24 protein-coding genes are annotated in these 26421 nt (G+C 67.8%); 11 read left to right on the top strand and 13 right to left on the bottom strand.

Annotated elements, in window-relative coordinates:
• Positions 1–29 precede the first annotated feature (29 nt).
• Entirely contained in the window at positions 30–1274 is a 1245-nt protein-coding gene (locus R8G01_11225) for an acyl-CoA dehydrogenase family protein (protein ID MDW3214563.1), read from the bottom strand.
• Between the two features lie 138 nt (positions 1275–1412).
• On the opposite strand from R8G01_11225, the gene R8G01_11220 reads away from it, so the two are divergent.
• From R8G01_11220 to R8G01_11210, 3 genes are all read left to right on the top strand, one after another.
• The gene (locus R8G01_11220) at positions 1413–2027 is read left to right on the top strand and encodes a fasciclin domain-containing protein (protein ID MDW3214562.1); all 615 of its coding nucleotides are present in this window, start codon (positions 1413–1415) and stop codon (positions 2025–2027) included.
• Positions 2028–2268: 241 nt separating this feature from the next.
• Complete coding sequence (locus R8G01_11215; GenBank protein ID MDW3214561.1) at positions 2269–2997, top strand: dienelactone hydrolase family protein; 729 nt, start codon at positions 2269–2271, stop codon at positions 2995–2997.
• A gap of 24 nt (positions 2998–3021) precedes the next feature.
• Positions 3022–3942: an aminoglycoside phosphotransferase family protein gene (locus R8G01_11210; protein ID MDW3214560.1), complete on the top strand. Its 921-nt coding sequence runs from the start codon at positions 3022–3024 to the stop codon at positions 3940–3942.
• Positions 3943–3946: 4 nt separating this feature from the next.
• Here R8G01_11210 and R8G01_11205 read toward each other — a convergent pair whose 3' ends face one another.
• The 3 genes from R8G01_11205 to R8G01_11195 all read right to left on the bottom strand — a co-directional run bounded on the left by R8G01_11205 (position 3947) and on the right by R8G01_11195 (position 8027).
• The gene (locus R8G01_11205; GenBank protein MDW3214559.1) at positions 3947–6700 is read right to left on the bottom strand and encodes an efflux RND transporter permease subunit; all 2754 of its coding nucleotides are present in this window, start codon (positions 6698–6700) and stop codon (positions 3947–3949) included.
• 110 nt (positions 6701–6810) lie between these two features.
• A complete protein-coding gene (locus tag R8G01_11200; GenBank protein ID MDW3214558.1) occupies positions 6811–7233 on the bottom strand; it encodes a pyridoxamine 5'-phosphate oxidase family protein in 423 nt (140 codons plus the stop codon).
• A gap of 11 nt (positions 7234–7244) precedes the next feature.
• Positions 7245–8027, bottom strand: a complete 783-nt coding sequence (locus R8G01_11195; protein ID MDW3214557.1) for a glucose 1-dehydrogenase — start codon at positions 8025–8027, stop codon at positions 7245–7247.
• Between the two features lie 86 nt (positions 8028–8113).
• Between R8G01_11195 and R8G01_11190 the strand changes: the two genes are divergently transcribed.
• The 5 genes from R8G01_11190 (at position 8114) to R8G01_11170 (ending at position 12333) form a co-directional block, all read left to right on the top strand.
• A complete protein-coding gene (locus tag R8G01_11190; protein ID MDW3214556.1) occupies positions 8114–9550 on the top strand; it encodes an amidase in 1437 nt (478 codons plus the stop codon).
• Positions 9551–9554: 4 nt separating this feature from the next.
• On the top strand, positions 9555–9950 hold the full coding sequence (locus tag R8G01_11185) for an SRPBCC domain-containing protein (protein MDW3214555.1): 396 nt from the start codon (positions 9555–9557) through the stop codon (positions 9948–9950).
• Between the two features lie 69 nt (positions 9951–10019).
• The gene (locus tag R8G01_11180; GenBank protein ID MDW3214554.1) at positions 10020–10877 is read left to right on the top strand and encodes a crotonase/enoyl-CoA hydratase family protein; all 858 of its coding nucleotides are present in this window, start codon (positions 10020–10022) and stop codon (positions 10875–10877) included.
• Complete coding sequence (locus R8G01_11175) at positions 10878–11600, top strand: nitroreductase family protein (protein ID MDW3214553.1); 723 nt, start codon at positions 10878–10880, stop codon at positions 11598–11600.
• 10 nt (positions 11601–11610) lie between these two features.
• Entirely contained in the window at positions 11611–12333 is a 723-nt protein-coding gene (locus R8G01_11170; GenBank protein ID MDW3214552.1) for a histidine phosphatase family protein, read from the top strand.
• A gap of 34 nt (positions 12334–12367) precedes the next feature.
• On the opposite strand, the gene R8G01_11165 is transcribed toward R8G01_11170, so the two are convergent.
• Positions 12368–13579, bottom strand: coding sequence for an acyl-CoA dehydrogenase family protein (locus R8G01_11165; protein MDW3214551.1), 1212 nt, complete (start codon positions 13577–13579; stop codon positions 12368–12370).
• A 68-nt stretch (positions 13580–13647) separates the two neighbouring features.
• On the opposite strand from R8G01_11165, the gene R8G01_11160 reads away from it, so the two are divergent.
• From R8G01_11160 to R8G01_11150, 3 genes are read left to right on the top strand one after another with little or no spacing between them, the layout of a single operon-like run.
• Positions 13648–14172, top strand: coding sequence for a MarR family winged helix-turn-helix transcriptional regulator (locus R8G01_11160; GenBank protein MDW3214550.1), 525 nt, complete (start codon positions 13648–13650; stop codon positions 14170–14172).
• Positions 14169–15335 (top strand): thiolase family protein, encoded by a 1167-nt coding sequence (locus R8G01_11155; protein ID MDW3214549.1) that lies wholly within the window; start codon positions 14169–14171, stop codon positions 15333–15335. The genes R8G01_11160 and R8G01_11155 overlap by 4 nt, the downstream gene beginning before the upstream one ends.
• A complete protein-coding gene (locus R8G01_11150; GenBank protein ID MDW3214548.1) occupies positions 15335–16114 on the top strand; it encodes an SDR family NAD(P)-dependent oxidoreductase in 780 nt (259 codons plus the stop codon). The genes R8G01_11155 and R8G01_11150 overlap by 1 nt, the downstream gene beginning before the upstream one ends.
• 46 nt (positions 16115–16160) lie before the next feature.
• On the opposite strand, the gene R8G01_11145 is transcribed toward R8G01_11150, so the two are convergent.
• The 8 genes from R8G01_11145 to R8G01_11110 all read right to left on the bottom strand — a co-directional run bounded on the left by R8G01_11145 (position 16161) and on the right by R8G01_11110 (position 26370).
• The gene (locus R8G01_11145) at positions 16161–17126 is read right to left on the bottom strand and encodes an ABC transporter permease (protein MDW3214547.1); all 966 of its coding nucleotides are present in this window, start codon (positions 17124–17126) and stop codon (positions 16161–16163) included.
• Positions 17119–18138 carry an ABC transporter permease gene (locus R8G01_11140; protein ID MDW3214546.1) on the bottom strand — a complete coding sequence of 340 codons (1020 nt, stop codon included), beginning with the start codon at positions 18136–18138 and terminating at the stop codon, positions 17119–17121. The genes R8G01_11145 and R8G01_11140 overlap by 8 nt, the downstream gene beginning before the upstream one ends.
• Before the next feature lie 76 nt (positions 18139–18214).
• Positions 18215–20173 carry a peptide ABC transporter substrate-binding protein gene (locus tag R8G01_11135; protein MDW3214545.1) on the bottom strand — a complete coding sequence of 653 codons (1959 nt, stop codon included), beginning with the start codon at positions 20171–20173 and terminating at the stop codon, positions 18215–18217.
• Between the two features lie 82 nt (positions 20174–20255).
• Positions 20256–21284 (bottom strand): dipeptide ABC transporter ATP-binding protein, encoded by a 1029-nt coding sequence (locus R8G01_11130; protein ID MDW3214544.1) that lies wholly within the window; start codon positions 21282–21284, stop codon positions 20256–20258.
• On the bottom strand, positions 21277–22269 hold the full coding sequence (locus R8G01_11125; protein ID MDW3214543.1) for an ABC transporter ATP-binding protein: 993 nt from the start codon (positions 22267–22269) through the stop codon (positions 21277–21279). Before R8G01_11125 ends, R8G01_11130 begins: the two co-directional genes overlap by 8 nt.
• Before the next feature lie 210 nt (positions 22270–22479).
• Positions 22480–23481, bottom strand: a complete 1002-nt coding sequence (locus tag R8G01_11120) for an ABC transporter permease (GenBank protein ID MDW3214542.1) — start codon at positions 23479–23481, stop codon at positions 22480–22482.
• Positions 23482–23485: 4 nt separating this feature from the next.
• On the bottom strand, positions 23486–24445 hold the full coding sequence (locus R8G01_11115; protein ID MDW3214541.1) for an ABC transporter permease: 960 nt from the start codon (positions 24443–24445) through the stop codon (positions 23486–23488).
• 47 nt (positions 24446–24492) lie between these two features.
• Positions 24493–26370: an ABC transporter substrate-binding protein gene (locus R8G01_11110; GenBank protein MDW3214540.1), complete on the bottom strand. Its 1878-nt coding sequence runs from the start codon at positions 26368–26370 to the stop codon at positions 24493–24495.
• Between the last annotated feature and the right edge of the window lie 51 nt (positions 26371–26421).

The following is a 26421-nucleotide window of genomic DNA, read 5'->3' as shown; positions in this document are numbered from 1 at the left end:
ACAAGCTTGTGTCTGCAAGTAACTCGCGATCACTTGACGTCCTTCCACGGGCCGGCGTCGGCGCGCGGTTCCTTCGGCAGTCCGAGCACTCGCTCGCCGATGATGTTGCGCTGCACCTGGCTCGTGCCGGCGTAGATCGTGCCCGGGCGAGCGATCATGAACGACGCCATCCAGTTGCCCGGCGTGTTCTCGGTGCCAATCGGCGGCGCCGCGAGTCCACCTCGGGTCTCCGTGCCGAAGCCGACCATGCCATCGGCGCCGAGCACGTGCATCGCCGCCTCGGTGATCTTCAGGTGGTGCTCCGACCAGAACAGCTTGCCCACCGATGACTCGGGCCCGGGCTGGTTGCCCTGGAGGTACCGCGTGAGCATCTGCATGCCCCGGTACTTCATGATCTGCACGTTCGTGTAGAAGCGAGCGACGTCCTGGCGGACGTTCGGGTCGTCGGCCTTGCCGTGGGCTCGCACCAGTTCGACGAACTGGTCGAACTCGGCACCGAACGCGAGCGACGTGACCGTCGCGCCGACGCCGCGCTCGAAGCCGAGCAGGGTGTTGCCGACGGCCCACCCGTTGTTGAGCTCGCCGAGCACGTTCTCCTTGGGGCAGCGCGCATCGCTGAAGAACACCTCGTTGAAGTGATCGTGCCCGACCATGTTGGTGATCGGTCGCAACTCGACGCCGGGCTGCTCCATCGGCACGAGCAGGAACGAGATGCCCGCGTGCTTCGGTTGGTCGGGTGCGGTGCGGGCGAGACAGAAGATCATGTTCGCCGTGTGGCCCTGCGAGGTCCAGATCTTCTGGCCGTTGATGATCCACTCGTCGCCGTCGAGCTCGGCCCGGCACCCGACGTTCGCGAGGTCGGAACCGGCGTCGGGCTCGCTGTAGCCCTGGCACCACACGTCGTCGCCGTCGAGGATGCGCGGGATGTAGTGGGCCTTCTGTTCCTCGGTGCCCCACACGAGGATCGTGTTGCCGACCATGCCGATCGAGAACCCGTCGTTGGCTCCGGCCGTCGGGACGCCACGCTTCGCGAACTCCTCGTTGAGGATGACCTGTTCGATGTGGGTGAGGCCGCCTCCGCCGTACTCGGCCGGCCAGTTCGGGGCGAGCAGGTTGTTCGCCCGCAGCGTCGCCCGCCAATTCTGCTGGAAGTCGACCCGTTCGTCGTCGGGCAACGCGCCGATGCCGGACCAACCGTCGGGCAGGTTGGTGTCGAGGAACCCACTGATCTTCGTGCGGAACGCGTCGGCCTCTGGCGGGTATGTCGGCTGCATGCCCAAACGGTAGTGACCCGCTCGGGTCGGCGTCGCAGCGGGGAATCTCGCCCTGGTCGCATCCGGAACGGGCGGTCGGTGCGTAGTCACCTCAACGTCCCACCGATGCGTCCAGCATCGCCCACCCGGAGGTATCCCATGAAGTTCCGTTCCCTTGCCACCGCCGCCGCTTCGCTCGCGCTGGTCGGCAGCATCGCCGTCGCTGCACCCGCCGAGGCCACCGAGGTCGACGGGCCGACACTCACCGATCTGCTCGAAGCACAGGGCGGTGGCACCGACCGCAACTGGTACGACTTCGACATCCTCGCCGCCGGGGTCGAAGTCGCCGGGCTGTCCGATGCGCTCGACGATCCGGCCGCCGACCTGACGGTCTTCCTGCCGAACGATCGTGCGTTCCAAGCCCTCGTCGCCGATCTGTTCGGCTGGCGCTACTGGTTCGCCGGCGAGGCGAAGATCCTCGACAAGGTTGCATCGCTCGGGGCGGAGACCCTCGCGACGGTGATCCTCTACCACGCAGTTCCGGGACGCATCGATGCCGAGACCGCACTGAGCGTGCCCCGCGGCACGGCGCTCACGACGCTCCAGGGCGGCGACATCCGCGTGTACCCGAAGCGCCGCCTCGGCACCGCGGTCCTCGCCGACCAGGACAGGAACGACATCAACCCGTTCCTCGTCCGGAGCAAGCTCGACATCGAGGCGAGCAACGGCATCGCACACGGCATCAGCTTCGTGCTCCGTCCGATCGATCTCTGATCCTCCCACCGGGCCCCGGTCGACCCCTGTCAGGTCGGCCGGGGCCCTCGCTCGCTCCGCCCCGGTGGCCCGGCCTCGTGAACCGGCGGGCAGGTCGGCAAGACTCGTCCCATGCCGGATGCACCGATCATCGACGCCTGCCGCAACCCGAGGGGAACCCGCCGGGGCACGAGTTCGCAAACGTGGGGGCAGCACGGCGACCTGGGGATGACCCCGACGACCGTCGTCGAGCGGGGCTGACATGATCGAACACCATCTCGACCTGATGACCGCCGACGGTGCGATGAACACGTTCGTCGTGCACCCCGACGAGGGCGGGCCGTTCCCGGTGGTGTTCTTCTACATGGATGCGCCCGGCAAACGGGAGGAGCTGCACGACATGGCGCGCCGGATCGCGACCGTCGGTTACTACGTCGTGCTCCCCAACCTGTACTACCGGTCGATCCGCGAGTTCGACCTCATCGGGATGCCCAACGGCGAGACGCGCGAGCAGATGACCGAGCTCATGTACGGGCTCAGCGACCGGATGGTGGCTCGCGACACCGAGACGATGTTCGAGCTCGTCGACGCCGACCCGTACGCCGACGGCTCGCACATCGGGTGCGTCGGCTACTGCATGAGCGGCCCCTTCTCGTTCGCGATGGCCGGCACGTTCCCCGATCGGATCAAGGCGGCGGCGTCGGTGTACGGCGTCCGTCTGTTCGGCGACAACTCGCCGGCCAACCTCGCGGACCAGGTTCAGGGCGAGCTGTACTTCGCGTGCGCCGAGACCGACGAGTACGCGCCGAAGGAGATGATCGATTCGCTCGAGGAGCACCTGGAGAAGATCGGCGCCAACGCACGCGTCGAGTGGTACCCGGGGACCCACCACGGGTTCGCGTTCCCGCTGCGGCCGGTCTACGACAAGGCCGCGGCCGAGCGCCACTGGTCGCGCCTGCTCGCCCTGTTCGATCGCAACCTCCGTCACTGACACCGTCGTGACAGGCTGGTCGCGATGACATCCGGCGGCTCGAGGCCCATCCCCTCCGCCGAGGTCGACATCGGCGTCGAACTCGTCGTCGCGCTGCTGCGATCGCAGCACGCCGATCTGGCGGATCTGCCCGTGCGTCCGTTCGCGAACGGCTGGGACAACATCATGTTCCGACTCGGCGACGACCTCGCCGTCCGCCTTCCTCGCCGGTCGGCCGGCGCGGTCCTGGTCGAGCACGAACAGCGTTGGCTGCCCGAACTGGCCGACCGCCTGCCGTTGCCGATTCCCGCACCGGTCCGAGTGGGCCGGCCGGGGCTCGGATATCGGTGGTCGTGGAGTGTGGTGCCCTGGTTCCGCGGCACCAGCGCCGCCGAAACCGATCTGTCCGATCCGACTCGCGAGGCGCGGCGGCTCGGTGACTTCATGGCGGCACTGCACCGCGTCGCTCCGTCCGATGCGCCGGCGAACCCGGCCCGTGACACGTTCGCCGGCGACCGGACCGAGCGGTTCGAACACGCGCACCGTGCCGTGGCCGGCGTGCTCGACGAACTCGCCGCGTCCGGCGCCGAGCGCGTTGCGCACCGTTGGGAATCGCTCCGTCGGACCGAGCGGTGGGCGGGCCCGTCGCTGTGGGTCGCGGGCGACGTGCACGCCGCGAACCTCGTCGTCACCGACGGCGAGATCGGAGCCGTCATCGACTTCGGAGATCTGTGTGCGGGTGACCCGGCGGTCGATCTCGCGATCGCCTGGATGCTGTTCGACGAACCGGACCGCGCCGTCTTCCGTGCGGCGGCTTCGGCCGGGTTCGCCGCGGTCGACGATGCGATGTGGCGCCGGGCCGAGGCGTGGGCGCTGTACTTCGCCGTGCTCTACCTCGCGAACTCGGCCGACGATGCCCGGCTCGAACGGATGGGCCGCCGACTCGTGGTCGCGGTGCTGGGCTGAGCGATCAGACCAGCGGCTTGCCGCGCCGCGAGCGAACGGCGTTCCGCGCCGGCGTCCGCACCTTCTCGACGGCGAGGTAGAACACCGGGAACGCGAGGAGCACGAGGATCGTCGAGCTGATGAGGCCGCCGATCAGGGTGAAGCTGAGCGCCTCCCAGAACGGGTCGCTGAGCGCGAGCGGGAGCAGGCCGACGACCGTGGTGAGCGTCGTGGCGACCAGCGGCCGGAAGCGTCGTTCGACGGCCTCGGCGATCGCCGCTCCGGGGCGGAGACCCCGTCGGCGTGCCTGATTGGCGGCATCGACGAGCAGGATCGTGTTGTTGACGACGACGCCGATCAGGGCGATGAAGCCGACGGCCACGAAAAAGCTGATCGGGTTGCCGGTGAGGCTGAGCGCGGTGAACACCCCGAAGAAGCTGAACGGGATGGCGAGGAAGATCAGCAGCGGCTGCACGATCGACCGGAACTGCACGACCAGCAGGAGCAGCATGAGTCCGAGTGCGATCATGAGGGCCTGGCCGAGCGACGCGAAGTCGTCCTGGTTGTCGGACTCCTGACCGAAGTCGAAGTCGATCGCGTCGGCCGTCAGGCCGGCGGCCTCCAGATCGTCGGCGTCGATCAGCTCGCCGACGAGTGCCTCGGTCGCGTCGAGGTTGTTGGTGAGATCGTCGGTCGAGAACGACGCGCGCACCTCGATCTGCTGTGTGCCGTCGATGCGGTAGACGACGCCGTCGGTCGACACGATCGCGTCGTCGATCGTGGTCGCCTCGCCGCTCGGCTTGTCGAGTTCGACGCCGATCAGCCGGTCGCGCAGGTCGAAGGCGATCTGTCGCCCGGCGTCGGCGGTGTCGGCGTCGACGGCGATCTGGGCCGCGAAGGGGAAGTCCTCGACCGGGGGTCCGTTCTCCAACATCGCGATCGAGACCCTGGCGCCGGACAGGTCGCCGAGTTGCCGCTCGAGGCGCTCGATGTACGTCGGCGCCTTCGTGTCACGTTCGTCGAACGGGGTGAGGTCGACCAACGTCAGAACCTGCCGCTCGTTGCCGTTGATGTACTGGGAGCGCACGAGGTCGTCGCCGATCGTCTCGACGACGGCCGCGTCGATCTCGTCCGCGAGATCTTGGGCCTCGTCGATCGTCGTACCCGGGTCGAAGTCGGTGGTGATGAACACGGCGTTCGCGTCGTCGCTCGGCGGGAAGATGTTGAACCCGAGCGTCGCGGCGATCTGGAACGAACCCAGGATGACGGCGATCGCGCCCACGAAGATGCCGACGCCGACGCCGACGCCCTTCCAACCGTGGCTCGAGGGGTACTCGGCGAGTCGGCCGAGCCGACCGGCGATGGCCCGCTCGGCTCGGGTCACCGGGTTGTGCGGGGCGGCGCCCTTGAGGAGGAACGGCTTGGCGACGGCCGAGATGAAGATGATCGAGAACACGAACGACACCAGCAGCGTCAGGATCACGGTCGCCGGGATCGCACGGATGAACTCGCCGAGCACGCCGCCGACGAACAGCATCGGAGCGAACACGAGGACGGTCGTCAAGGTGCCCGACAGGGATGCGGTCCCGACCCGGTTGATGGCGGCGCGGATGACACCGATCTCGTCGTCGGACTGATCGCGTGCCGAATCGATCGACTCGGAGATCACGATCGCGTCGTCGACGAGCAGGCCGAGCGTGAGGATCAGTCCGAACAGCGTGATCGTGTTGAGGGAGTAGCCGAGGAACCAGAGACCGCCGAGGGCGGCCATCATCACGGTCGCCATGAACCCAGCGGTGATGACCGAGACGCGCCAACCGATCAGGAGCAGGCTGACGATCGCCACGGCGATCAGACCCTGCAGCAGGTTGCGGGTGAGCGAGCTGATCTGCGTCCGGATGTCATTGGCGAAGTCGGCGGTGACGGCGGCGCTGAAGCCGTCGGAGAGCACCGTCTCGTCGTCGACCAGCTCGTTGATCTCGTCGCTGAACGCGAGCAGGTCGAGGTCGGTGTCGGCGGAGCGGACGAGCCCGATCGCGATCGCTTCGTCGTAGCGGCCCGTCTCGGCGAACGCGACCCGGATGAACCGCGTCCGGCGGATCTCGTCGTCACCGGAGGTCGCGTTGGTGCCCTCGGTCAGCAGATCGCGGACGGCGGCGCGGTCGACGCCGTCGCCGGTCTCGAGGTAGGTGGCGAGCCGGGCCGCCTCCGCTTCGAGCTGTTCGGCGGTCGCATCGGTCGGGCCGCTGACGGTCACGAGCAGGTCGTAGACCTCGAGGAACTTGGTCGCGTCGATCGGTCGGACCGTGACCGACGCCTCGTCGGGCAGGTCGATCGAGGTGTTGGCCGCGTCGAGCACGGCGGCTCCGTCGGGTGAACTGAACGTGTCGTCGAACTCGACGATGACCGCGAACGCATTGCCCCGGGCGAAACTCTGGACCTCGACGACGCCGTCGAGGTCGGCGTAGGCGTTCTGGAGGGGAAGTGCGACGTCGTCGTCGACGGCGGACGGGTCGTCGACGAAGTAGGTGCCGTCGACCACGACGATCGGCAGGTTGACGGGCGGAAAGCCCTCGCGGGCGAGGCCGCCGCCGTAGGCGATCAGGCCGATCGCGATGACGACGCCCCAGATCGCCATGGTGATCTTCCAGTTGGACGCTGCCGACGTCGCCAGCTTGGTGATGATGGAACGATCGTGCGCGGAATCGGTGGCCACGTCGTCGACTACGGCGGCACCGGCCTCCGTGGATGCGTGGGGGGAGGGAGCGCCGGCGGACATGGGGTGCGACGGTACCGCCCGGCTGGGCGATCGGGGTCGTCCGCCCGGACGACCGAGGGTCGGCCGCAGGGACGATCTCGACGGCGCGGTGTGTCGCCCTCGGGCGCCGGTCAGCCGGTCGAGCCGTAATCGGTGGTCAGCCAGCGCTCGGGCGTGAGTCGCGCGACGACCGATTCGTCGGTCACCGGGTTGTCGGCTGCGTACCGGCGACCGAGCTCGTCACCGAGGTACCGGACCGCCATCTCCGTGATGTCTTCGTCTTCGTGGGCCACCGCGACCGGACCCTCGACCATGACGTACCGGTACGGGGGCGTCTCGTCCTGCACGGTGAGCGAGGCGCGACCGTGCCGACGGAGCAGCTTGGCCTTGACCGAGTCGCGGCCCATGTGGATGACGACCTGGCCCTCGTCGTACCGGTACCAGATCGGGAGTGCGAGCGGACCCTTGCCGTCGCGCTGGATCGAGAGGATGCCGACGTGCAGGTCGGCGAGGAACTCCTCGCGCTGTTCGGTGGTCATGTCGAAGTCGGCCATCGGTCGAAACCCTAGGCGGACACACCGGCGTCGATGACCAGCTCGGTGCCGGTCATGTAGCTCGACTCGTCGCTCGCCAGGAACAGCACCCCGTTGGCGATGTCGGTCGGCTGGCCGAGCACGCCGGTCGGCACCGCCATCGCTGCCATCGCCGCCACGTCGAGCGGCTCCCCGCCGGGCCGGAGTGAGCCGGGTACGACGGAGTTCCAGATCGGCGTGTCGATGATGCCGGGATGGACCGAGTTGACCCGCACGTTCCAGCGGTTCTGCGCGCACTCGAGGGCGACGCCCTTCGTCAGGAGGCGGACGCCGCCCTTGGTCGCGTTGTAACCCGCGAGGCGAGCACTGCCCTTCAGGCCGGCGACCGAGGACATGTTGATGATCGAACCGCCACCGCTGTCGCGCATGGCCGGGATGCAGTGCTTGAGCCCGAGGAACACGCCGTCGAGGTTGATCGCCTGCTGACGCTGCCAGTCGGCGAGTGTCATCTCGACGATGCTCGCCCCGATGCCGATCCCGGCGTTGTTCACCAGCACGTCGAGGCGTCCGTGTTCGGACGACACCGAAGCGACCAACGCGATCCACTCGTCCTCCGATGTGACGTCGAGATGGGCGAACTGGGCGGTGCCGCCGCCGGCTTCGATCTCGGCGACGGCGTCCTTGCCGGTGTCGTCCTGGATGTCGGTGATGACGACGATCGCGCCCTCCTCGGCCAACCGCACCGCCGAGGCACGACCGATTCCCGACGCGCCGCCGGTCACGATCGCCACCTTCCCTGCCACCCGATCACCCATGTCAGCCTCCTCGACGTCGCTCCGACCGTACCGGTCGGCTCTCGCGCGGGTCGGGTCGTGACCCGCCGCCCTGGTAGAACCGCGTCATGGGGACGATGGCCGACGACACACGATGGATGGACGCGACGGCGCAGGCCGAACTCGTCGCGAGCGGAGCGGCGACGCCACTCGAACTGCTCGAGTCGGCGATCGATCGGATCGAGGCCCACGACGGCCCGCTCAACTCGGTCGTGATCACGTGGTACGACCACGCACGCGAGGTCGCCGAACGCGGCCCGACGCCCGACGCTCCCTTCGGTGGCGTCCCGTTCCTGCTGAAGGATCTCTGGGCGAGCTACCGGGGCCAGGTGCTCACGAACGGCAACGTCGCCCTGGTCGAGGCGCAGCCGGTGTCACCGACCGACACGACGCTGGTGTCGCGCTTCCGCTCGGCCGGCCTCGTGACGATGGGTCGTACGAACAGTCCCGAGCTCGGGAGCGTTCCCGTCACCGAGCCGGCGGCGTACGGCCCGACCCGGAACCCGTGGGACACGAGCCGGACCCCCGGTGGCTCGAGCGGCGGTGCGGCAGCAGCGGTCGCCGCCGGCCTGGTCCCGATCGCGCATGCCTCCGACGGGGGCGGATCGATCCGGATCCCGGCGTCGTGCTGTGGTCTGATCGGTCTCAAGCCGTCGCAGGGTCGGATCACGCTGGGCCCGCAGCGCACCGAGTCGGGGCTGAGCGTCGAGTTGTGTGTCAGCCGGTCGGTGCGAGACACCGCCCGCCTCCTCGATGCCGTGCACGGGCCTGGCGTCGGTGACACCGTGATCGCCCCGCCTCCCCGCCGTCCGTACGCCGACGAGGTGGGTGCCGACCCCGGCCGCCTCCGGATCGGTCTGCTCGACGTCCACCCGCGCGGCGGCCCGCTGCACGACGACTGCGTCGAGGCGGTCCGTTCGGCGGCGACGTTGCTCGAGTCGCTCGGCCACGACGTCGAGATCGGTTTCCCGTCGACCCTCGCCGACGGTTCGTTCACGGCGCGGTTCATGTCGATCTGGGCGACGATGATGGCGGCCGGCATCGAGGGGTACGGCGACACGATCGGACGCACGCTGACCGAGGCCGACATCGAGCCGGTCAACTGGGCGCAGGCGGAGTTCGCGAAGCATCTGTCGGCGGTCGACTACGCCAAGTCGCTCGCGGCGGTCGCCGAGTTCCGCAGGGCGACGCAGCAGTGGTGGGCCGACGGTTGGGACCTCCTCCTCACACCGACGCTCGCCGAGCCGCCGGTGCCGATCGGTGCGCTCGACCCGTTGCCCGACGACCCGATGGCCGGGATGCGTCGGGCCGCCGAGTTCGTGCCGTTCACGCCGGCGTTCAACACCTCCGGCCAACCGGCGATCAACGTGCCGCTGCACTGGAACGCCGACGGGTTGCCGATCGGGGTGCAACTCGTCGCCGCCTACGGCCGCGAAGACGTGCTGATCCAGGTGGCCGGTCAGCTCGAGACCGCTGCCCCGTGGGCAGCCCGTACCCCGGCGTAGCGCGATGTCGACGATCCACGTGGAGCACGACCTGCCCGGCGACCCGGTCGCCGTGTTCGAGTGGTTCGTCGATCCGGTGCTGCTGCCGAGATGGTGGCCGAGCGAGGCGGAGACCCACGCCGTCGAGGGTGGGCGATACCGACTGTTCTGGGCCGGGCCAGACGTCACCTTGCGTGGCGAGTACCGCGACGTGACACCGGGCGAACGACTCGAGTTCACCTGGTCATGGGACCACGAAGAGCTGCCGCCGCGCCGGGTCGAGGTGATGTTCGCCCCGTCCGATCGCGGCACGCTCGTGTCGGTGACGCACGAGTGCGACTCCGACGACGAGGGAACCGGCTACGTCGACGGATGGACACACTTCCTGTCCCGTCTCGAGGCCCGTATCTCCGACGCCTGAGCCGTCGAGCGACATCGCCGGCGGTACACCGATCCGTCACGTTCTCCGGTGCTCTGCCAAGCTCGGGCGATGGGATATGAGTGTTTCGACGTCGAGGTGAACGACAAGATCGGTCACATCCGCATGACCCGGCCCGACAAGGCGAACTCGATGGTCGCGTCGTTCTGGCGTGACCTCCCCCAGATCGTCGACGGACTCTCGGCGTCCGGCTCGGTTCGGGCGATCGTCCTGTCCGGCGATGGCAAACACTTCTGTTCGGGGATGGACCTGTCGGTGTTCGGCAGCGACGACACGATCGGGCAGGGTGCCGCCGACGGAACGGCCGCCGGTCACCGAAGCCGTCGCAACGAACGGTTCCGCAGCACCGCGCTGAAGCTGCAGGACTCGTTCACGTGCCTGGAGCGAGCGAGGGTGCCCGTGCTGTGCGCGATCCAGGGCGCCTGCATCGGCGGTGGCATCGACATGATCTCCGCCGCCGACATGCGCTACGCGACCGAGTCCGCGTACTTCTCGATCCAGGAGATCAACATCGGGATGACGGCCGACGTCGGCACGCTGCAGCGCATGCCGAAGCTCGTCGCCGAGGGCATCGTGCGCGAACTGGCCTACACCGGCCGCAGATGGTCGGCCGCAGAGGCCTACGCCGCCGGGTTCGTGAACGCCGTGTTCCCCGACCATGAGACGATGATGGCCTCGGTGATGGCCACCGCGGCCGAGATCGCCGCGAAGAGCCCGATCGCGATCTGGGGCACGAAGCAGGCGATGCACTACACGCGCGACCACAGCGTCGCCGACGGTCTCGAGTTCATCGCCAACTGGAACGCAGCGATGTTCGACACCGATGACATGGCCGAGGCGTTCGCTGCCCAGATGGAGCAGCGGCGACCCGAGTTCCCCGACCTCTGGCCACTGAGCGACGGTCTCTGAGTGGTGACCAGTCAGGAGATCCCCGACCTGCTCACCGGTCTCGCGACGACGCGGGCGATCCGACGGATCGCTCCCGACCCGATTCCCGACGACGACCTGTCGACGATCCTGTGGCACGCCACACGTGCGCCGTCGGGCACCAACCGTCAGCCGACCCGGTTCGTCGTGCTCCGCGACGGTGAGACCGCTGCCGCGGCCAAGGCGACCCTCGCACGTGGCTTCCGTGCAGGGTGGGCCGCGAAGTCCGACGACGCCGGCTACGACTCCGGGTCGGCGCTCGACCCGCACTCACGCAAGGGCAGGCAGCGTGCCGCGATGCAACACCTCGTCGACCGTTTCGAAGATGTCCCCGTCGTCGTGCTCGCCTGCCTGGTGCGCTATCGCGAACCCAACCCGTCCGAGGGTGCCTCGGTGTATCCCGCCTGCCAGAACCTCCTGCTGGCCGCACGGGCGCTCGGGTACGGCGGGGTGCTGACCGGTTGGCACGCACCGGTCGAGGCCGACCTACGGCGGCTCCTGTCGATTCCCGACGGGGTGGCGATCTCGGCGACGATCCCGCTCGGTCGTCCGCTCGGCGGTCACGGTCCGGTGCGACGGCTCCCGATCGGCGACGTGGTGTACGACGGCGGTTGGGGCGACGCCGCGCCGTGGGCGGTCGACCCGGAGGGCACCCGCTTCGCCGGACCGCCGCCGAACACCCCGCGGACCGACGCCGGCCGGTAACTTCGCCGGGGTGACCCCTCCGAGAGAGTTCCGTCAGCACCGCTTCGCGCCGGCACCCGGCTCGTGCGAGATCCTCCTCGTCCGCCACGGCGAGTCCGCGCCGATGGTCGAAGGGTCGGCGTTCGATCTCATCGACGGGCACGGCGACCCGCACCTGCACCCCGACGGTGTCGAACAGGCCGAGCGCATGGCCGAGCGGTTGGCGTCGACGGCGGAGTCGATCGCGGCGATCTACGTCACGAAGCTCACCCGGACGCACCAGACCGCGGCACCGTTGGCTGCCCGGCTCGGTCTGGATCCCATCGTCGATCCCGACCTGCACGAGGTGTTCCTCGGGGATTGGGAGGGTGGTGAGTTCCGTCGCCGGGTGGCGGACGGCGACGCGGTCGCACAGGAGATGTACCGCCAGCAGCGGTGGGATGTGATCCCCAACGGAGAACCGGCGGCCGACTTCGAGGCCCGCGTACGCCGCGGCATCGAGCGGATCGCCGCGGCACACCCCGATCAACTCGTCGCGGTCGTGGTGCACGGCGGCGTGATCGGTCAGGCGATGAACATCGCCTCGGGCGCGACGGGGTTCACCTTCAACGGCGCGGCGAACGGCTCGATCACTCACCTCGTCGTCGAGCCGACGCGGTGGGTCGTGCGGTGCTACAACGACACCGGCCACCTCTGGCCGACATTCGGCCGCGAACCGGGGGCCGACCCCGCCGCATCGGGCTTCAGCGCCTGATCCGCTGATCCTCCAGGCACAACTCGTGATCGGATCAGCGGGCGGTGCCGACCTTCAGGTCCTTGAACGGGACCTTGGTGTCGACGGAGATGTCGCGGGGGAGACCGAGCACGCGGTCGCCGATGATGTTGCGCTGGATCTCGTCGGTGCCGCCGGCGATGCTCGACGAGAACGACCCGACGACGGTGTTCTGGAGCAGGCCGGCGATCTCGTCGTCGGGGTCCCACGCCTGTGATCCGGCGCCGGCGATCTCCATCGCGATCTCGCGGAATCGCCACGAGATGACCGAGCCGTAGAGCTTGCCGAGTGACCCACCGGGGCCCGGTGCCTTGCCGGCCTTCATCTCGGCGCGGGTGCGCATCGCGACGAGGGACTTGGTGGTTTCCATCGCGTAGATCTCCATCAGCTGGTCACGCACGACCGGGTCGTCGATCCGGCCGGCGGCCGTGGCTGCGTTGCGGAGCAACTCGTACATCGGCTGGCTGATCGAGCCGGCGCCCATCGAGCCGATCGCGACCCGCTCGTACATGAGCATCGCGGTCGCCTGCCGCCAGCCGTTGTTGTACTCGCCGATCAGGTGGTCGACCGGGACGCGGACATCGGTGAAGAAGACCTCGTTGAAGTGGCGGCCACCGTCGATCTGGTGGATCGGGCGGATCTCGACGCCGGGTGCCTGCAGGTCGACGATGAACATCGAGATGCCCGCGTGCTTCGGCTGCTCGGGGTCGGTGCGGGCGATGACGACGCCGTAGTCGCTGACGTGAGCGAGGGTGGTCCAGACCTTCTGACCGTTGAGGATCCATTCGTCGCCGTCGCGTTCGGCCTTGGTCTGCAGGCTGGCGACGTCGGAACCGGCACCGGGCTCGGAGAACATCTGGCACCACACCGTGCGCGCCGCGATGTTGTCGGGCATGTAGGTGCGCTTCTGCTCGTCGGTGCCGAACTCGTTGAGTACGGGGAGGCACATACCGTGGCTGATCACGAGTTCGCCGGTCATGGCCGGGAACTCCTGTGCGACCGCGCGCCAGATGCGTTCGTGCTCCGACGTGAGCCCGGCGCCGCCGTACTCGGTCGGATAGGCCAAGCCCGCCAGCCCCGCCGCGGCGAGCTCGCCCTGGAACTCACGGGCGGCGTCGAGGTTGCGGCGAGCTCCCGGGCGGGCGTGCGTCTCGAGGAACGCGCGGCACCTGGCTCGGAACTCGTCGGCCTCGGCGGGGGACAGGGTGGCGTCGGTCGTGTCGGTCATGGGTCTCCTCGGGCGGGCGATGTCGGCTTGGCGTTGTACCGCCGATGACTGTATGGTCTCATACAATCATGTCCGCGACAAATGGTGCGAACGGGGCGGCCACTGCGCCGGCAGGTCTGGAGCACGAGCTCGACGCGCCGCCCTGGCGTCGGGTCGAGAGCACGCTGATGGCGACCGCCAACGCGATCCGTGCCGCGTACGACGAACGGCTCGCCGACCTCGGTCTGACGCTCAGTCTGGCGAGCCTGCTCGCCTACGTGGCCGACTACGGCCCCGTCAGCCAGACGCGCGTCGCCGAACACCTGGGTCAGGGGCGCGCCGTGACCGGTACCCAGATCGACCGGCTCGAAGCACTCGGCCACGTCGAACGCCGTCCCGATCCCCGCGACCGCCGGGTCTGGCTCGTGGCGATCACGCCGGACGGACTCGACCTGTCGGTGTCGATCGCCGACGTCGACCGTGTCCTGCGGGCCGAACTCCGGGCCGGGATCTCACGGGCCGATCGCCAGACGCTGGCGGCGACGCTCGTCCGTCTCCAACAGAACCTCCATCGATCCACCAACCAGTCACACCATCAGGGAGCTACACCATGACCAACGCTGTCATCGTCGACGCCGTCCGGACCCCGGGCGGACGTCGCAACGGAATGCTGAAGGATTGGCACGCCGCCGACCTCGCTGCCCATGTCCTCAAGGCGCTCGAGGAGCGCAACGGCATCGACCCGGCCATCATCGACGACGTCATCATGGGCTGCGTCATGCAGGTCGGTGAGCAGTCGCTGAACATCGGCCGCAACGCGGTGCTCGCCGCCGGTTGGCCCGAGACCGTGCCCGCCACGACCGTCGACCGTCAGTGCGGGTCGAGCCAGCAGGCGCTCCACTTCGCCGCGCAGGGCGTGATCGCCGGCGCCTACGACGTCGTCGTCGCAGCCGGGGTCGAAGTGATGACCCGCACCCCGATGGGGGCCTCGATCGTGAAGGACATGGGCTTCCCGTTCCCGCAGCCGATGATCGACCGGTACGCCGACACCGGCCTGCCGCCGCAGGGCATCGGCGCCGAGATGATCGCCGACGAGTACGGCATCACCCGCGCCGACCTCGACGCCTTCGGGGCCGAGAGCCAGCGGCGTGCCGCGCAGGCGACGGCCGAGGGTCGATTCGAGAACGAGATCATCCCGGTCCCGGTCGTGATCGACGGCCAGACGGTGATGATGACCGCCGACGAGGGCATCCGCGAGGGCACCACGCCCGAGACGCTCGCCAACCTCAAGCCCGCCTTCAAGGAAGACGGCAAGATCACCGCCGGCAACTCGTCGCAGATCAGCGACGGCGCATCGGCGGTGCTGATCATGAGCGAGGAGAAGGCGGCCGAGCTCGGGCTCACGCCGCGGGCCCGGTTCCACAGCTTCGCCGTCGCCGGCACCGACCCGGTCACCATGCTCAAGGGCCCGATCCCCGCCACCGAGAAGATCATGGCCCGGTCGGGCCTGACGCTCGACGACATCGACCTGTTCGAGGTCAACGAGGCGTTCGCCTCGGTCGTGCTCGCTTGGCAGCAGGAGCACGGCACCGACCTGGCGAAGACCAACGTCAACGGGGGAGCGATCGCGCTCGGTCATCCGCTCGGGAGTTCGGGCACCAAGCTGATGACCACCCTGCTCAATGAGCTCGAGCGCACCGACGGTCGCTACGGTCTGCAGACGATGTGCGAAGGCGGGGGCCTCGCGAACGCGACCATCATCGAAAGGATCAGCTGATGCCCAGAATGAATCTCGAAGGTTCCTCGTCGATCGTCACCGGAGGCGCTTCCGGTATCGGTGAGGCGTCGGCCCGGCAGCTGGCGGCGCTCGGCGCGCGCGTCGTGATCGCCGACCTCCAGGAAGACCGCGGGACCGAGGTGGCGAACGAGATCGGCGGCCTGTTCGTCAAGTGTGACGTGTCGAGCGAGGAAGACGGTGCCGCAGCGGTCGCTGCCGCCTCGGAGATGGGGCCACTGCGCTCGCTGGTGAACTCGGCCGGCCTCGGCCGTGCGGCACGCACGGTCGACCGCAACAACGATCCGATGCCGCAGGACCTGTTCGACTTCGTCATCAAGATCAACCTGTTGGGCACGTTCAACATGCTGCGCCAGTCGGCGGCGGCGATGGCCAAGACCGAACCGGTCGACGCCGACGGCAGCCGTGGCGCGATCGTCAACATGGCGTCGGCGGCAGCGTTCGACGGCCAGATCGGCCAGGCCGCGTACTCGGCGTCGAAGGGCGGTGTGGTCGGTATGACCCTGCCGATCGCTCGTGACCTGTCGGCCGTCGGGATCCGCGTCAACACGATCGCCCCCGGGTTGATCGACACGCCGATCTACGGCGAGGGCGAAGCCTCCGAGGCATTCAAGGCGCACCTCGGCCAATCGGTGCTGTTCCCGAAGCGGCTCGGTTCCGGCGAGGAGCTGGCGTTCATGGTCGTCGATCTGATCACCAACCCCTACATGAACGCCGAGACCATCCGGGTCGACGGCGGCATCCGCATGCCACCGAAGTGATCCACTCGGCCTCACTCGCTCGTCGAGCGGGTGAGGCCGATCGGCGCTACCCCTTGGAGCGGACCTGCGGGTCGAGGGCGTCGCGGAGACCGTCGCCGATCAGGTTGACGCTCATCACGGTCATCGACAGCAGCAGGCCCGGTCCGGCGACGAGCCAGATGTTGAGCGAGATGCGGTCCTTCGCGTCGTTGAGCAGCCGCCCCCACGTGGGCAGTTCGAGCGGGAAGCCGAGCCCGAGGAACGACACCGCCGACTCGGTGAGGATCGCGACCGCGATGCCGAGCGACGCCGACACGATCACCGGGCTCATCACGTTGGGGATGATGTGCTGCACGATGATGCGCCGCGACCGGGTCCCGATGCTGCGGCTGGCGAGGATGAACTCCTGTTCCTTGATCGTGAGGACCTCGCCGCGCACGATGCGCGCCGTCTGCATCCAACTCGTGCCGCCGATGATGAGCACCATCAGCACGAAGATGCCGAGGCCGTCGCCGAGCCGGTCCTGGACCGGGTCGCGGAACAGCACGATCACCACGAGCAACACGGGCAGCAGCGGCAGCGAGAGGAACAGGTCGGTGATGCGCATGAGCGCTCCGTCGAGGAGCCGGAAGTAGCCGGCGAGCACCCCGACGAGGGCGCCGAGCAGGATCGACACCGCCATCGCGACGAAGCCGACCAGCAGCGAGATGCGCCCGCCGAGCAGTGCCCTGGCGAATGCGTCGCGGCCCAGGTTGTCGGTGCCCCAGATGTGCGGCCAGCCGGCGGTGCGGTTGGCGTTGAGGACGACCGGTGTCGACGTGTCGAACGGCAGCAGGATCGGTCCGAGGAAGCAGCCGAGGATGATCACCGTGAGCATCACCATCCCGGCGAGTGCACCCTTGTGTCGTCGGAACTGGCGCCACACGTCGGCCCGGAGCGAGCGGAACTCGCGGAGCTCGTCGGCCGGCGGCACGATGCCGACGCCCTCGACGGCCAGCACGGGGTTCAGCGGTTCGTCAGCGATGTCAGTCATATCGGATCCGTGGGTCGAGGAAGCCGTACAGCACGTCGGCGAGGATGTTGAACATCACGGTGAGCACCGCGAAGATGAACACGAGCGATTGCACCATCGGGAGGTCGTTCTGCCCGATCGAGACCAGCAGCAGCTGCCCGAGTCCGTTGATGCGGAAGATGTTCTCGGTGATGATCGCCCCGCCGAAGATGCCGGGGACCGACAGGGCGAGGAGCGTGATCACCGGGATCAGACTGTTGCGCAACACGTGGGTCGTCATCACCGAGCGTTCGCGCACGCCCTTGGAGCGGGCGGTGCGCACGTACGACTGGTTGAGGTTCTCGAGCACCGAGGCTCGGGCGAACCGGCCGAACGTGGCGGCATTGAACAGCGTCAACACGCCGACGGGCATCAGCAACTGTTTGATCTGAAACCAGATGCTGCTCCAACTCGTCCACTGCACGTCGTGGGTCGTCGTGTAGTAGGTGGGGAGCCAGCCGAGCTTGACCGAGAAGAGGTAGATGAAGAGCGGCCCGATCACGAACACCGGGACGGAGAACCCGAGGAGGGTGACCACCGTGCCGACGTTGTCGAACCACGAGTACTGCTTGTAGGCCTGCATCGTGCCGATCGGCACGGCGATCAGGACGCCGAAGAGGAGGCCGAGGCCGAGGACCCACAGGGTCTGCGGCAGCCGCTGGTACACCGTGTCCATCGCCGGTGAGCGTGAGCTCCAGGAGATGATGCGCTCTCGACTGTCGCAGTCGCCGAAGCACGTGTTGGTGATCGACTCGAACGCGTGGATCGGTTCGTTGATCACCATCAACTTGTTCCAGTTCCACCAGCGGAGGAAGAACGGGTCGTTGAAGCCGAGCGACTCGCGGATCTGCTCGCGGATCTCGGCCGGGATCGTGAGGGGGAGCTGACTCGTCGGGTCGCCGGGTGCCAGATCGAGAATTGCGAAAACGATCAAGCTGATGACCAGCAGAGTCGGAATCGCCAACAACAACCGGCGAATGACGTACAGCCCCATGTTCCCCCCGTGAATCGAATGTTCGACCGTGGCGGGGGCCCGGTCGGGCCCCCGCCACCGTCACGTCATCGATGAATCAGCCCGCTCGGGTCCAATCCTCGATGTTCCAGTACTCGCTGTCCCAACCGTTGAGGTCGCCGACGTTCTCGATGCTGTTGGCGAAGGCCGAGGGGTTGGCCCGGTGGATCAACGGGATGATCGCCGTCGTCGACAAGATGTCGTTCATCTGGATGACGAGATCGGTACGGGACGGATCGTCCAGTGCCGTCTCCGACAACTGCGTGTCGAGCGCGTCGTAGTCGGCGTTGTTGAGGCGGGGGATGTTGTCGCCGCCCCAGCTCGTCGCCGACGTCGGGATCTTGCCGCTCGTCCAACCGTTGAGGTAGGTGCCGGCATCCGGACCCGAGGACGAGTTGGTGAACATCTGGATCGGGCTGAAGAACTTCCAGATGCAGGCGTCGGCGGCGCAGGTGCCGTCGAAGAACAGACTCGCGTCCTCGTTCTTCATGTTGGCCTTCACGCCGATCTGATCCCAATGGTTGGCGATCAACTCCTGGTTGCTCTGACGAACGGCATTGGTCGACGTGACGAAGTCGAACTCGAGCGGTCCGAAGCCTTCGGCCTCGCGAACGCCGTCGCCGTCGGTGTCCATGTAACCGAGGCCGTCGAGGAGGGCGTTGGCCGCCTCGATGTCCTGGGTCAGGCACCAGTCGTTGTTGGTGCTGTTCTCGGCGCCCACCGGCCACATGTTGCAGGTCGGAGCACCCGTCGGGCCGTAACCGACCGCGACGAGCTCGTCACGGTTGATCGCGATCGACAGCGCCCGGTGCAGGTCGGGGTTGTCGACGAACAGCGGGTGCGGCGTGCCCTCGGAGGGCGGATCCGCGTCCGGGTCGGTCTGGTTCAGGTTGATGTGCTCGACGCTGGACGCGAAGGCCGACTTGACCGTGCCGTTGCCGGCGTCGACCATCGGAGCGATGATCTCGGGAGCGACCTGCAGGTTCCAGGCGTAGTCGGCTTCGCCGACCTCGAGGACCGAACGAGCCGAGGCCTCGGCGTCGCCGCCGCCCTTGATCTCGATCGTGCCGAAGAACGGCTTGCCGTCGGGGATGCCGCGGTAGTTCTCGTTCATCGCGTACGACACGGTGTCTTCCGGGCGCAGTTCGGTCACGACGTACGGGCCGGTACCGATGGGCTGGAAGTTCTGGTCGGAGCACGACTTCGCTGCCGCACCCACGCAGTCGGCGAACTGTGCCGCCTGGATGACCGGGCTGGTGTAGCCGACGAACGGAGCGAACGGGTACGGCTTCGGAGCGTCGAACGTGACGGTCACGGTGTAGTCGTCGTCGGCCACCACGCTGGTGACGTCGGCGAACACCTCGACCGAACAACCGGTCTCCTCGTTGGTGCAGTACTCGTACGTGAACACGGCGTCGGCCGCGGTGAACGGTGAGCCGTCCGACCACAACACGTCGTCGCGGAGCTTCCACGTGATCGTCGTCAGGTCCTCGGAGATGCCGCCGTTGCTCTGCGTCGGGATCTCGGTCGCGAGTGCCGGGACGACTTCGCCGTCGGGCGTGAACTCGGCGAACGGTTCGAGCACGAGCGAGCCGGCGAGCAGGTCCTTCGTGCCGTTGGAGAGCAACGAGTTGGCCTGTGACGGGGCCTGCCACTGCAGCATCACGAGGTTGCCGCCCTGGCCGGCAGTGGAGTCGCCGCCGGTGTCACCGCCGTCGTCGCCACCGTCGTCGCCCGTGTCACCGCCGTCGTCGCCGGTGTCACCGCCGTCGTCGCCCGTGTCACCGCCGTCGTCGCCGGTGTCGCCACCGTCGTCACCGGTGTCGCCGCCGTCGTCGCCCGTGTCACCGCCACCGTCGTCGGTGGCATCTGCCGGTGGTTCTGCCGTGTCGTCGTCTCCGCCGCATGCACCGGCGATCAACGCCAGTGCAGCAGCAGCTGCGAACATTCTTCTTGCTTTCATGTGGTGGATTCCCCTCCCCCAGAGCCGGTCGAGGTCGACCGGCATCGTGTTCATCATCCTAAATGCTGGGATGACGATGGTGCGAGCGAACCGTGTGACGGCGATGTGACCATCGTGTTCGTGATGTTCACGGCGTTCACCACCCTGGCTCGTCGGCGAAATGGCAGGCCACGACGTGGCCCGGTGCGATCTCTCGGTTCTCCGGCACATCGCTCGCGCACCGGTCGCGGGCGACCGGGCAGCGGGTGTGGAACGGGCAACCGCTCGGGGGGTTGGCGGGACTCGGAATGTCGCCCTTGAGGATCACCCGCACCCGCTGGCCCTCGACGACGGGGTCGGGTACCGGCACCGCCGAGTGGAGCGCTCGGGTGTACGGGTGCTTCGGCGATTCGTAGAGCTGGTCGACCGGCGCGAGTTCGACGATGCGTCCGAGGTACATGACGGCGACCCGGTCGGCGATGTGGCGCACCATGCTCATGTCGTGCGAGATGAACAGGTAGGCGAGGCCCAACTCGTCCTGCACCCGCTCGAGCAGGTTGACGACCTGGGCCTGGATCGACACGTCGAGCGCAGCGATCGGCTCGTCGCACACGATGAAGTCGGGATCGAGCGCGATCGCCCGGGCGACGCCGATGCGCTGCCGCTGGCCGCCCGAGAACTCGTGCGGGTAACGGTTGGCGTGGCTCGGATCGAGGCCCACGAGTTCGAGCAACTCGCCGATCCGGGTGCGCCGCTCCTGCTTGCTGAGCGAGCGGTGCTCGACGAGCGGTTCACCGATGATCGACGCCACCGTCATCCGTGGGTTGAGCGACGAGTGCGGGTTCTGGAACACCATCTGCATGCGCGGGCGCAGCTTGCGCAGCTGGGTGTTGGACAGGCTGGCGAGGTCGCGGCCCTCGAACAGGATCGATCCGTCGGTGGGCTTCTCGAGGCGCAGCACCGTGCGTCCGGCGGTCGACTTGCCCGAGCCGCTCTCACCGACGAGGCCGAGCGTCTCGCCGCGGAAGATGTCGAACGAGATGCCGTCGACCGCCCGCACCGCGCCGACCTGGCGGCGGAACACGCCCTTCATGATCGGGAAGTGCTTCTTGAGACCGGTCACCGAGACCAGCGCGTCGCCCTGCCGGGTCGCGGTGGTCGTCGTGGCCGTGGAGACGTCAGACATCGCGGGGCGCCTCCGCTGCCGTGTCGTACCAGCAGGCGACGCGGTGGTCGTCGCCGACCCCGATCAGTACCGGCACCTCGTCGATGCATCGTTCGAACGCGTGCGGGCACCTCGGAGCGAACGTGCATCCGGTCGGCGCGGCGTAGAGGTTGGGCGGTGTGCCCGTGATGCTCTCGAGCGTCGAACCCTTCTGGTCGAGGCGAGGGATCGATCGCAGCAGCCCCTGCGTGTACGGATGTTCGGGGCGCTGGTACAGATCGGCGACCCGCGCCTCTTCGACGATGGCGCCGCCGTACATCACGATGACCCGGTCGGCGAGCCCGGCGATGACACCGAGGTCGTGGGTGATCCAGATCATCGCGGTGCCGAGTTGATCGCGCAGGTTGCGCACGATCTCGATGATCTGTGCCTGCACGGTGACGTCGAGTGCCGTGGTCGGCTCGTCGGCGATCAGCAGCTGAGGGGAGCAGGCGAGCGCGATCGCGATCATCACGCGCTGACGCATGCCGCCGGAGAGTTCGTGCGGGTACGACTTGAGTCGTTGTTTGGCGTCGGGCAGGCCCACCATCGTCAGCAGGTTGGCGGCGGTCTCGTTGGCGGTCTTGCGATCGCAGCGGAGGTGGAGCTTGAGGGGCTCGGTGATCTGGTGTCCGATCGTGAGCACCGGGTTGAGCGATGTCATCGGGTCCTGGAAGATGAAGCCGATCTTGCCGCCTCGCACCGTGCGCAGCTCGCCGTTGTCCATGGCGATCAGGTCGTGGTCGTCGAACTCGGCCGTGCCGCTGACCACGCGACCGGGCGGCATCGGGATCAGCCGCAACAGCGACATCATCGTGACGCTCTTGCCCGATCCGCTCTCGCCGACGACGCCGACGAACTCGCCGGGCCGGACCTCGAAGCTGACGCCGTTGACCGCGTGGACGACACCGTCCGGAGTGTCGAACTCCGTGCGGAGGTCGTCGACCTTGAGCACAGGTGTGCTCAACAGATTGCTCCCGCCCCCGAGGTCAGCATGAGCCGGAACCATAGCTGTCGTGAAACGTCTGCACCAGGGGTTCTTACTTTCTGTACGTGCCGACTCGGCGATGTCCCCCGTGACACGATCATCGAGCGTGTTCCCCTCGGCGACGCGCGCGCCGAGCGTCGGTGCCCGACCGGTGCCGGTTCGGTCGGACGCCGACGACGAGGCGGAAGATCACAGGGCGGAACCCCGAACCGAGCCGCGCTTCTGGAAGAAGTCGCCGACCTGGTTGAGCGACAGCACGGTCAGCGACAGTGCGAGCGAGGGCCACAGCACCTGCGTCGCGTCGACCTTGATGTCGCCCCGTGCCTGGTTGATCATGTTGCCCCAGGTCGAGGTGGGCAGCTGCACGCTGAGGCCGAGGAACGACAGTGCGCCTTCGACGACGATGACGAACGCCGACGCGACCATCGCGTACGCGATCAGCGTCGGCAACACGTTGGGGATGATCTCGCGGAACAGGATCGAGCGTGGTCGAGTGCCGATGGCGCGTGCGGCCATGACGAACTCGCGGTTGGAGATCGCGAGGCTGTTGGCGCGGGCGACACGGGTGTAGGCGGGAATCGACAGCACGCCGATCACGACGCTGATCAGGAACAGGTCGCGCACCTGGAAGATCGACACGAGTGCGAGCAGGAGGATCAGCGCCGGGAACGCCAGGATGACGTCGATCATCGACATGATCACGGTCTCGGTGCGGCCGCGCACGAAGCCGACGAGTGCGCCGAGGAGCCCGCCGACGACGATGCCGAACATCGCCGAGACACCGGCGACGATCAGGCTGACCCATCCGCCGTGCATGATGCGCGAGAACGTGTCGCGCGCGATGGCGTCGGTGCCCAGCCAGTGTGCCGAGGAGATGGGCTCGAGTCGCTCGCCGGTACCGAACTCGCCGGTGTTCGCGTTGAAGTTGTTGGTCTGGTAGTTCGGATCCTGCAGCGGGAGCGAACCGTTGAAGACGGTGGCGTCGAGCTTGGCGTAGATCGCGCCGAACACGATGAACATCAACCAGATCGCGGAGATCTTCACCAGGATCGGCATCGACGCGAAGATCTCGCGCGGGCGCGCCCGACGCGGCGGCCCGCCGACCGAGCCGGGCTGGACGGCCGTCGAGACGTTGGAGATGCGGTCGCGGGGGAAGTCGGGAGTGTGGGGAGCGCCCTCGGTGGTCGACATCGGGTCAGCCCTTCCGGATTCGTGGGTCGATGACGGCGTACAGCAGGTCGACGACCGTGTTGATGATCACGTACACGGCGGCGACGAAGACCGTGATGCCCTGGATCACGAGGATGTCGCGCTGGTTGATCGCGTTGATGAGCCGGAACCCGAGGCCGGGTACGGCGAAGAGCGTTTCGATCACGACCGTGCCACCGAGCAGTGCCCCGAAGTTGATGCCGACGATCGTCATCAGGCTCAACGAACTCGGTCGGAGCGCGTGGCGGATCAGGATGAACCGGTCGTTGAGGCCCTTGGCCTTCGCTGCCAGGATGTAGTTCTCCTGCAACGTCGCGACCATGTCGGCGCGGACCAGGCGGGAGAAGATCGCCATCTGGGTCATGGCGAGGGCGGCGGCCGGCATGATCGCGGTCTTCAGGTTCTCGATCAGGCCCTTGTCGCTGATCCGATTCCAGTTCGACGATGGCAACCATTGGAGCTGGACCGCGAACAGCCAGATGAAGAAGATGCCCATGATGAAGTTGGGGATCGACAACGCCACCTGCACACCGGCGGAGCTGACCGTGTCCTGCCACTTACCCTGCCGGTAGGCACCGAGCACACCGATCGGCACGGCCATCAGGACGGCCATGATGATCGCCATGAAGGCGAGCTGTCCGGTGACCGGGATGCGGTCCATGATGGTGCCGCTCACCGATTGGCCGCGGTTGACGTACGACTCGCCGAGGTCGAAATGCACCACGGCGTCCCACAACCAGTTGCCGTAGCGGACGATGAACGGGTCGTCGAGCCCGAGGTCGTCACGGATCTTCTGGACGAGCTCGGGGTCCTGGTTGGAATCGACCCCGAGGATCACGTTGACCGGATCCCCGGGGAGGAGTGACGTCAAGCTGAACGTCAGGAACGTGACGGCGAGCAGCGTGGCTGCGAGCCGCAACAGTCGACTGATGATCACTTTGCGCATTGACGCGTTCTCCTACCCCGGGTTCCGATCGGATGGGTTGCTACAGGTCAGCCGGCCACGAAGACTTCGACCCAGCGACCTTCGGCGCCCGGGAAGCCGATACCCAGATCACCGTTGGGCAGATGCCAGCCGTTCAGGCCTGCGATGTCGGATGACGTCGCCAGCATCGTCGCCGTGTGACCCGAGTACCAGACCGGGACGTCCTCGGCGATCGCCAGGTTGATCTGCTCGTACAGCGCGAAGCGCTCGTCGAAATCGCCGGTCGTGATCGCCTGCTGTGCAGCCTGGAACGCTTCGGGGTTCCAGTAGTTGGCGAAGTTCAACGGCGAGACGACACCGGGCAGCCCGGCCGCCTCGGCCACCTCGGCGCTGTACGGCGCCAGCGCCGGGTTGAGCGACAGCGACGGATCGTCCTGGTCGCTCCAACGCCAGCAGTGGGCACCGTGCGTGCCGATGAAGCCGTTCTCGGCGCCCAGCGCGTTGTTGATGTGCGTCTGCTGGTCGAAGCTGGTCAACTCGACGTTGACCATGCCGCTGCCGGCCCACGTCTGCTCGAGCACCTGCATCGCGGCGATCAGGGTGGGGTCGGGCGGGCAGGAGAGTTCGACGTCGATCGGCTCGCCGGCCGCCTTGCCGTCGGAACGGTCGGGGTCGTCGATGTAGCCCTGCAGCGTGGCGACGCCGGCCTCGAAGTCGAACGTCGGCCAGGCGTCGGCGGCGGCCTGCGACCACCACGGGCTGTCGGGGCTGAACCACTGCGTGCCCGGCAGGGAGATGCCGGTGCCGCCGAGTGCCTCGATGACCTTCTCCTGGCTGTTCATCTGCGTCAGGCCACGCCGGACGCGGATGTCGTCGAACGGGGCGACGGCCATGTTGAACATGCCGCCACCGACGTTGTTGCCCTGGAACTCGAGCAGGTCGATCTCGGCGCCGCCGTCGCGTGCCGCCCGGGCGTCACGGATGGTGCCCTGACGCAGCGACTGGATCGCGTCGACGGTGCCCGAGAGGAGCGCGTCGAGACGAGCCTGCTCGTCGGGGATCGGCCGGAACGAAATCGAGTCGAGGTACGGGAGCTGGTTGCCCTCGGGGTCGACGCCCCAGTAGCCGTCGTAGCGGACGACCGTGGTCTCGTTGTCGAGGTCTCTGGTCTCGATCATGAACGGCCCGGTGCCGATCGGGTTCGTGCTGTAGCCGTCGATGTCGGCCGCTGCCGCGGCCGGGTCGAACGGCATGCCGAGCGAGGCGCGGGCGAGGAAGGCCGGGAACGCGGAGTTGCCCGAACTGAGCGTGTAGGTGACCTCCAGATCGCCCGTCGCTTCGACGCTGGCGAGGTTCGATGCGCCGATCTGCGACGACGCCGTTGCGCCCTCCTGCTGGATCGGGAACATGTCGGCGATCGTCTGTGCCGTCAGCTCGGTCCCGTTGTGGAACGTCACGCCGGGACGGAGGTTGACCGTCCAGACCGTGAAGTCGTCGTTCGACGAGAACGACTCGGCCAGGTAGCCCCGGTACTCACCGTTGACGTCCTGCTCGATCAGCTTGTCGTAGAGCGTGACCATGATGTTGTAACACGGGGCGGAGCAGGAGTCCTCCCACGGGCGGAGACCGACGGCCTCGGCCTCCAGGCCGACGGCGATCGATCCGCCGTACCGATCGACGCCCTCGTCGACCGACTCCTCGGTGACCTCGGTGTCGACGTCCCCGGTCGCCTCCTGGCCGGCTTCGACATCGCCGTCGCCGTCGCCGTCGCCGTCATCGTCGGACGGCTCGCTGCCCTCGTCGGTGTCGCCACCTTCGTCGGCCGTCGGTTCGGCGGTGTCCTCGCTGTCGGGTGTGTCGGCGTCGTCGTCGCCTCCGCATGCGGCGACCAACAGGCCGGCGGCTGCGAAGAGAGCGACTGACTTCTTCCATCGTCGCGTCGTCATGGTGTGAGATTCCCCTTGTCTCGATGAGAGCGGTCGCTCTCGGAATTGTGT

Source organism: Ilumatobacteraceae bacterium (assembly GCA_033344875.1).
Classification (GTDB): domain Bacteria; phylum Actinomycetota; class Acidimicrobiia; order Acidimicrobiales; family Ilumatobacteraceae; genus Ilumatobacter.
Note: the sequence above shows the minus strand (reverse complement) of the source record. Positions and strands in the feature narration are given on the sequence as shown.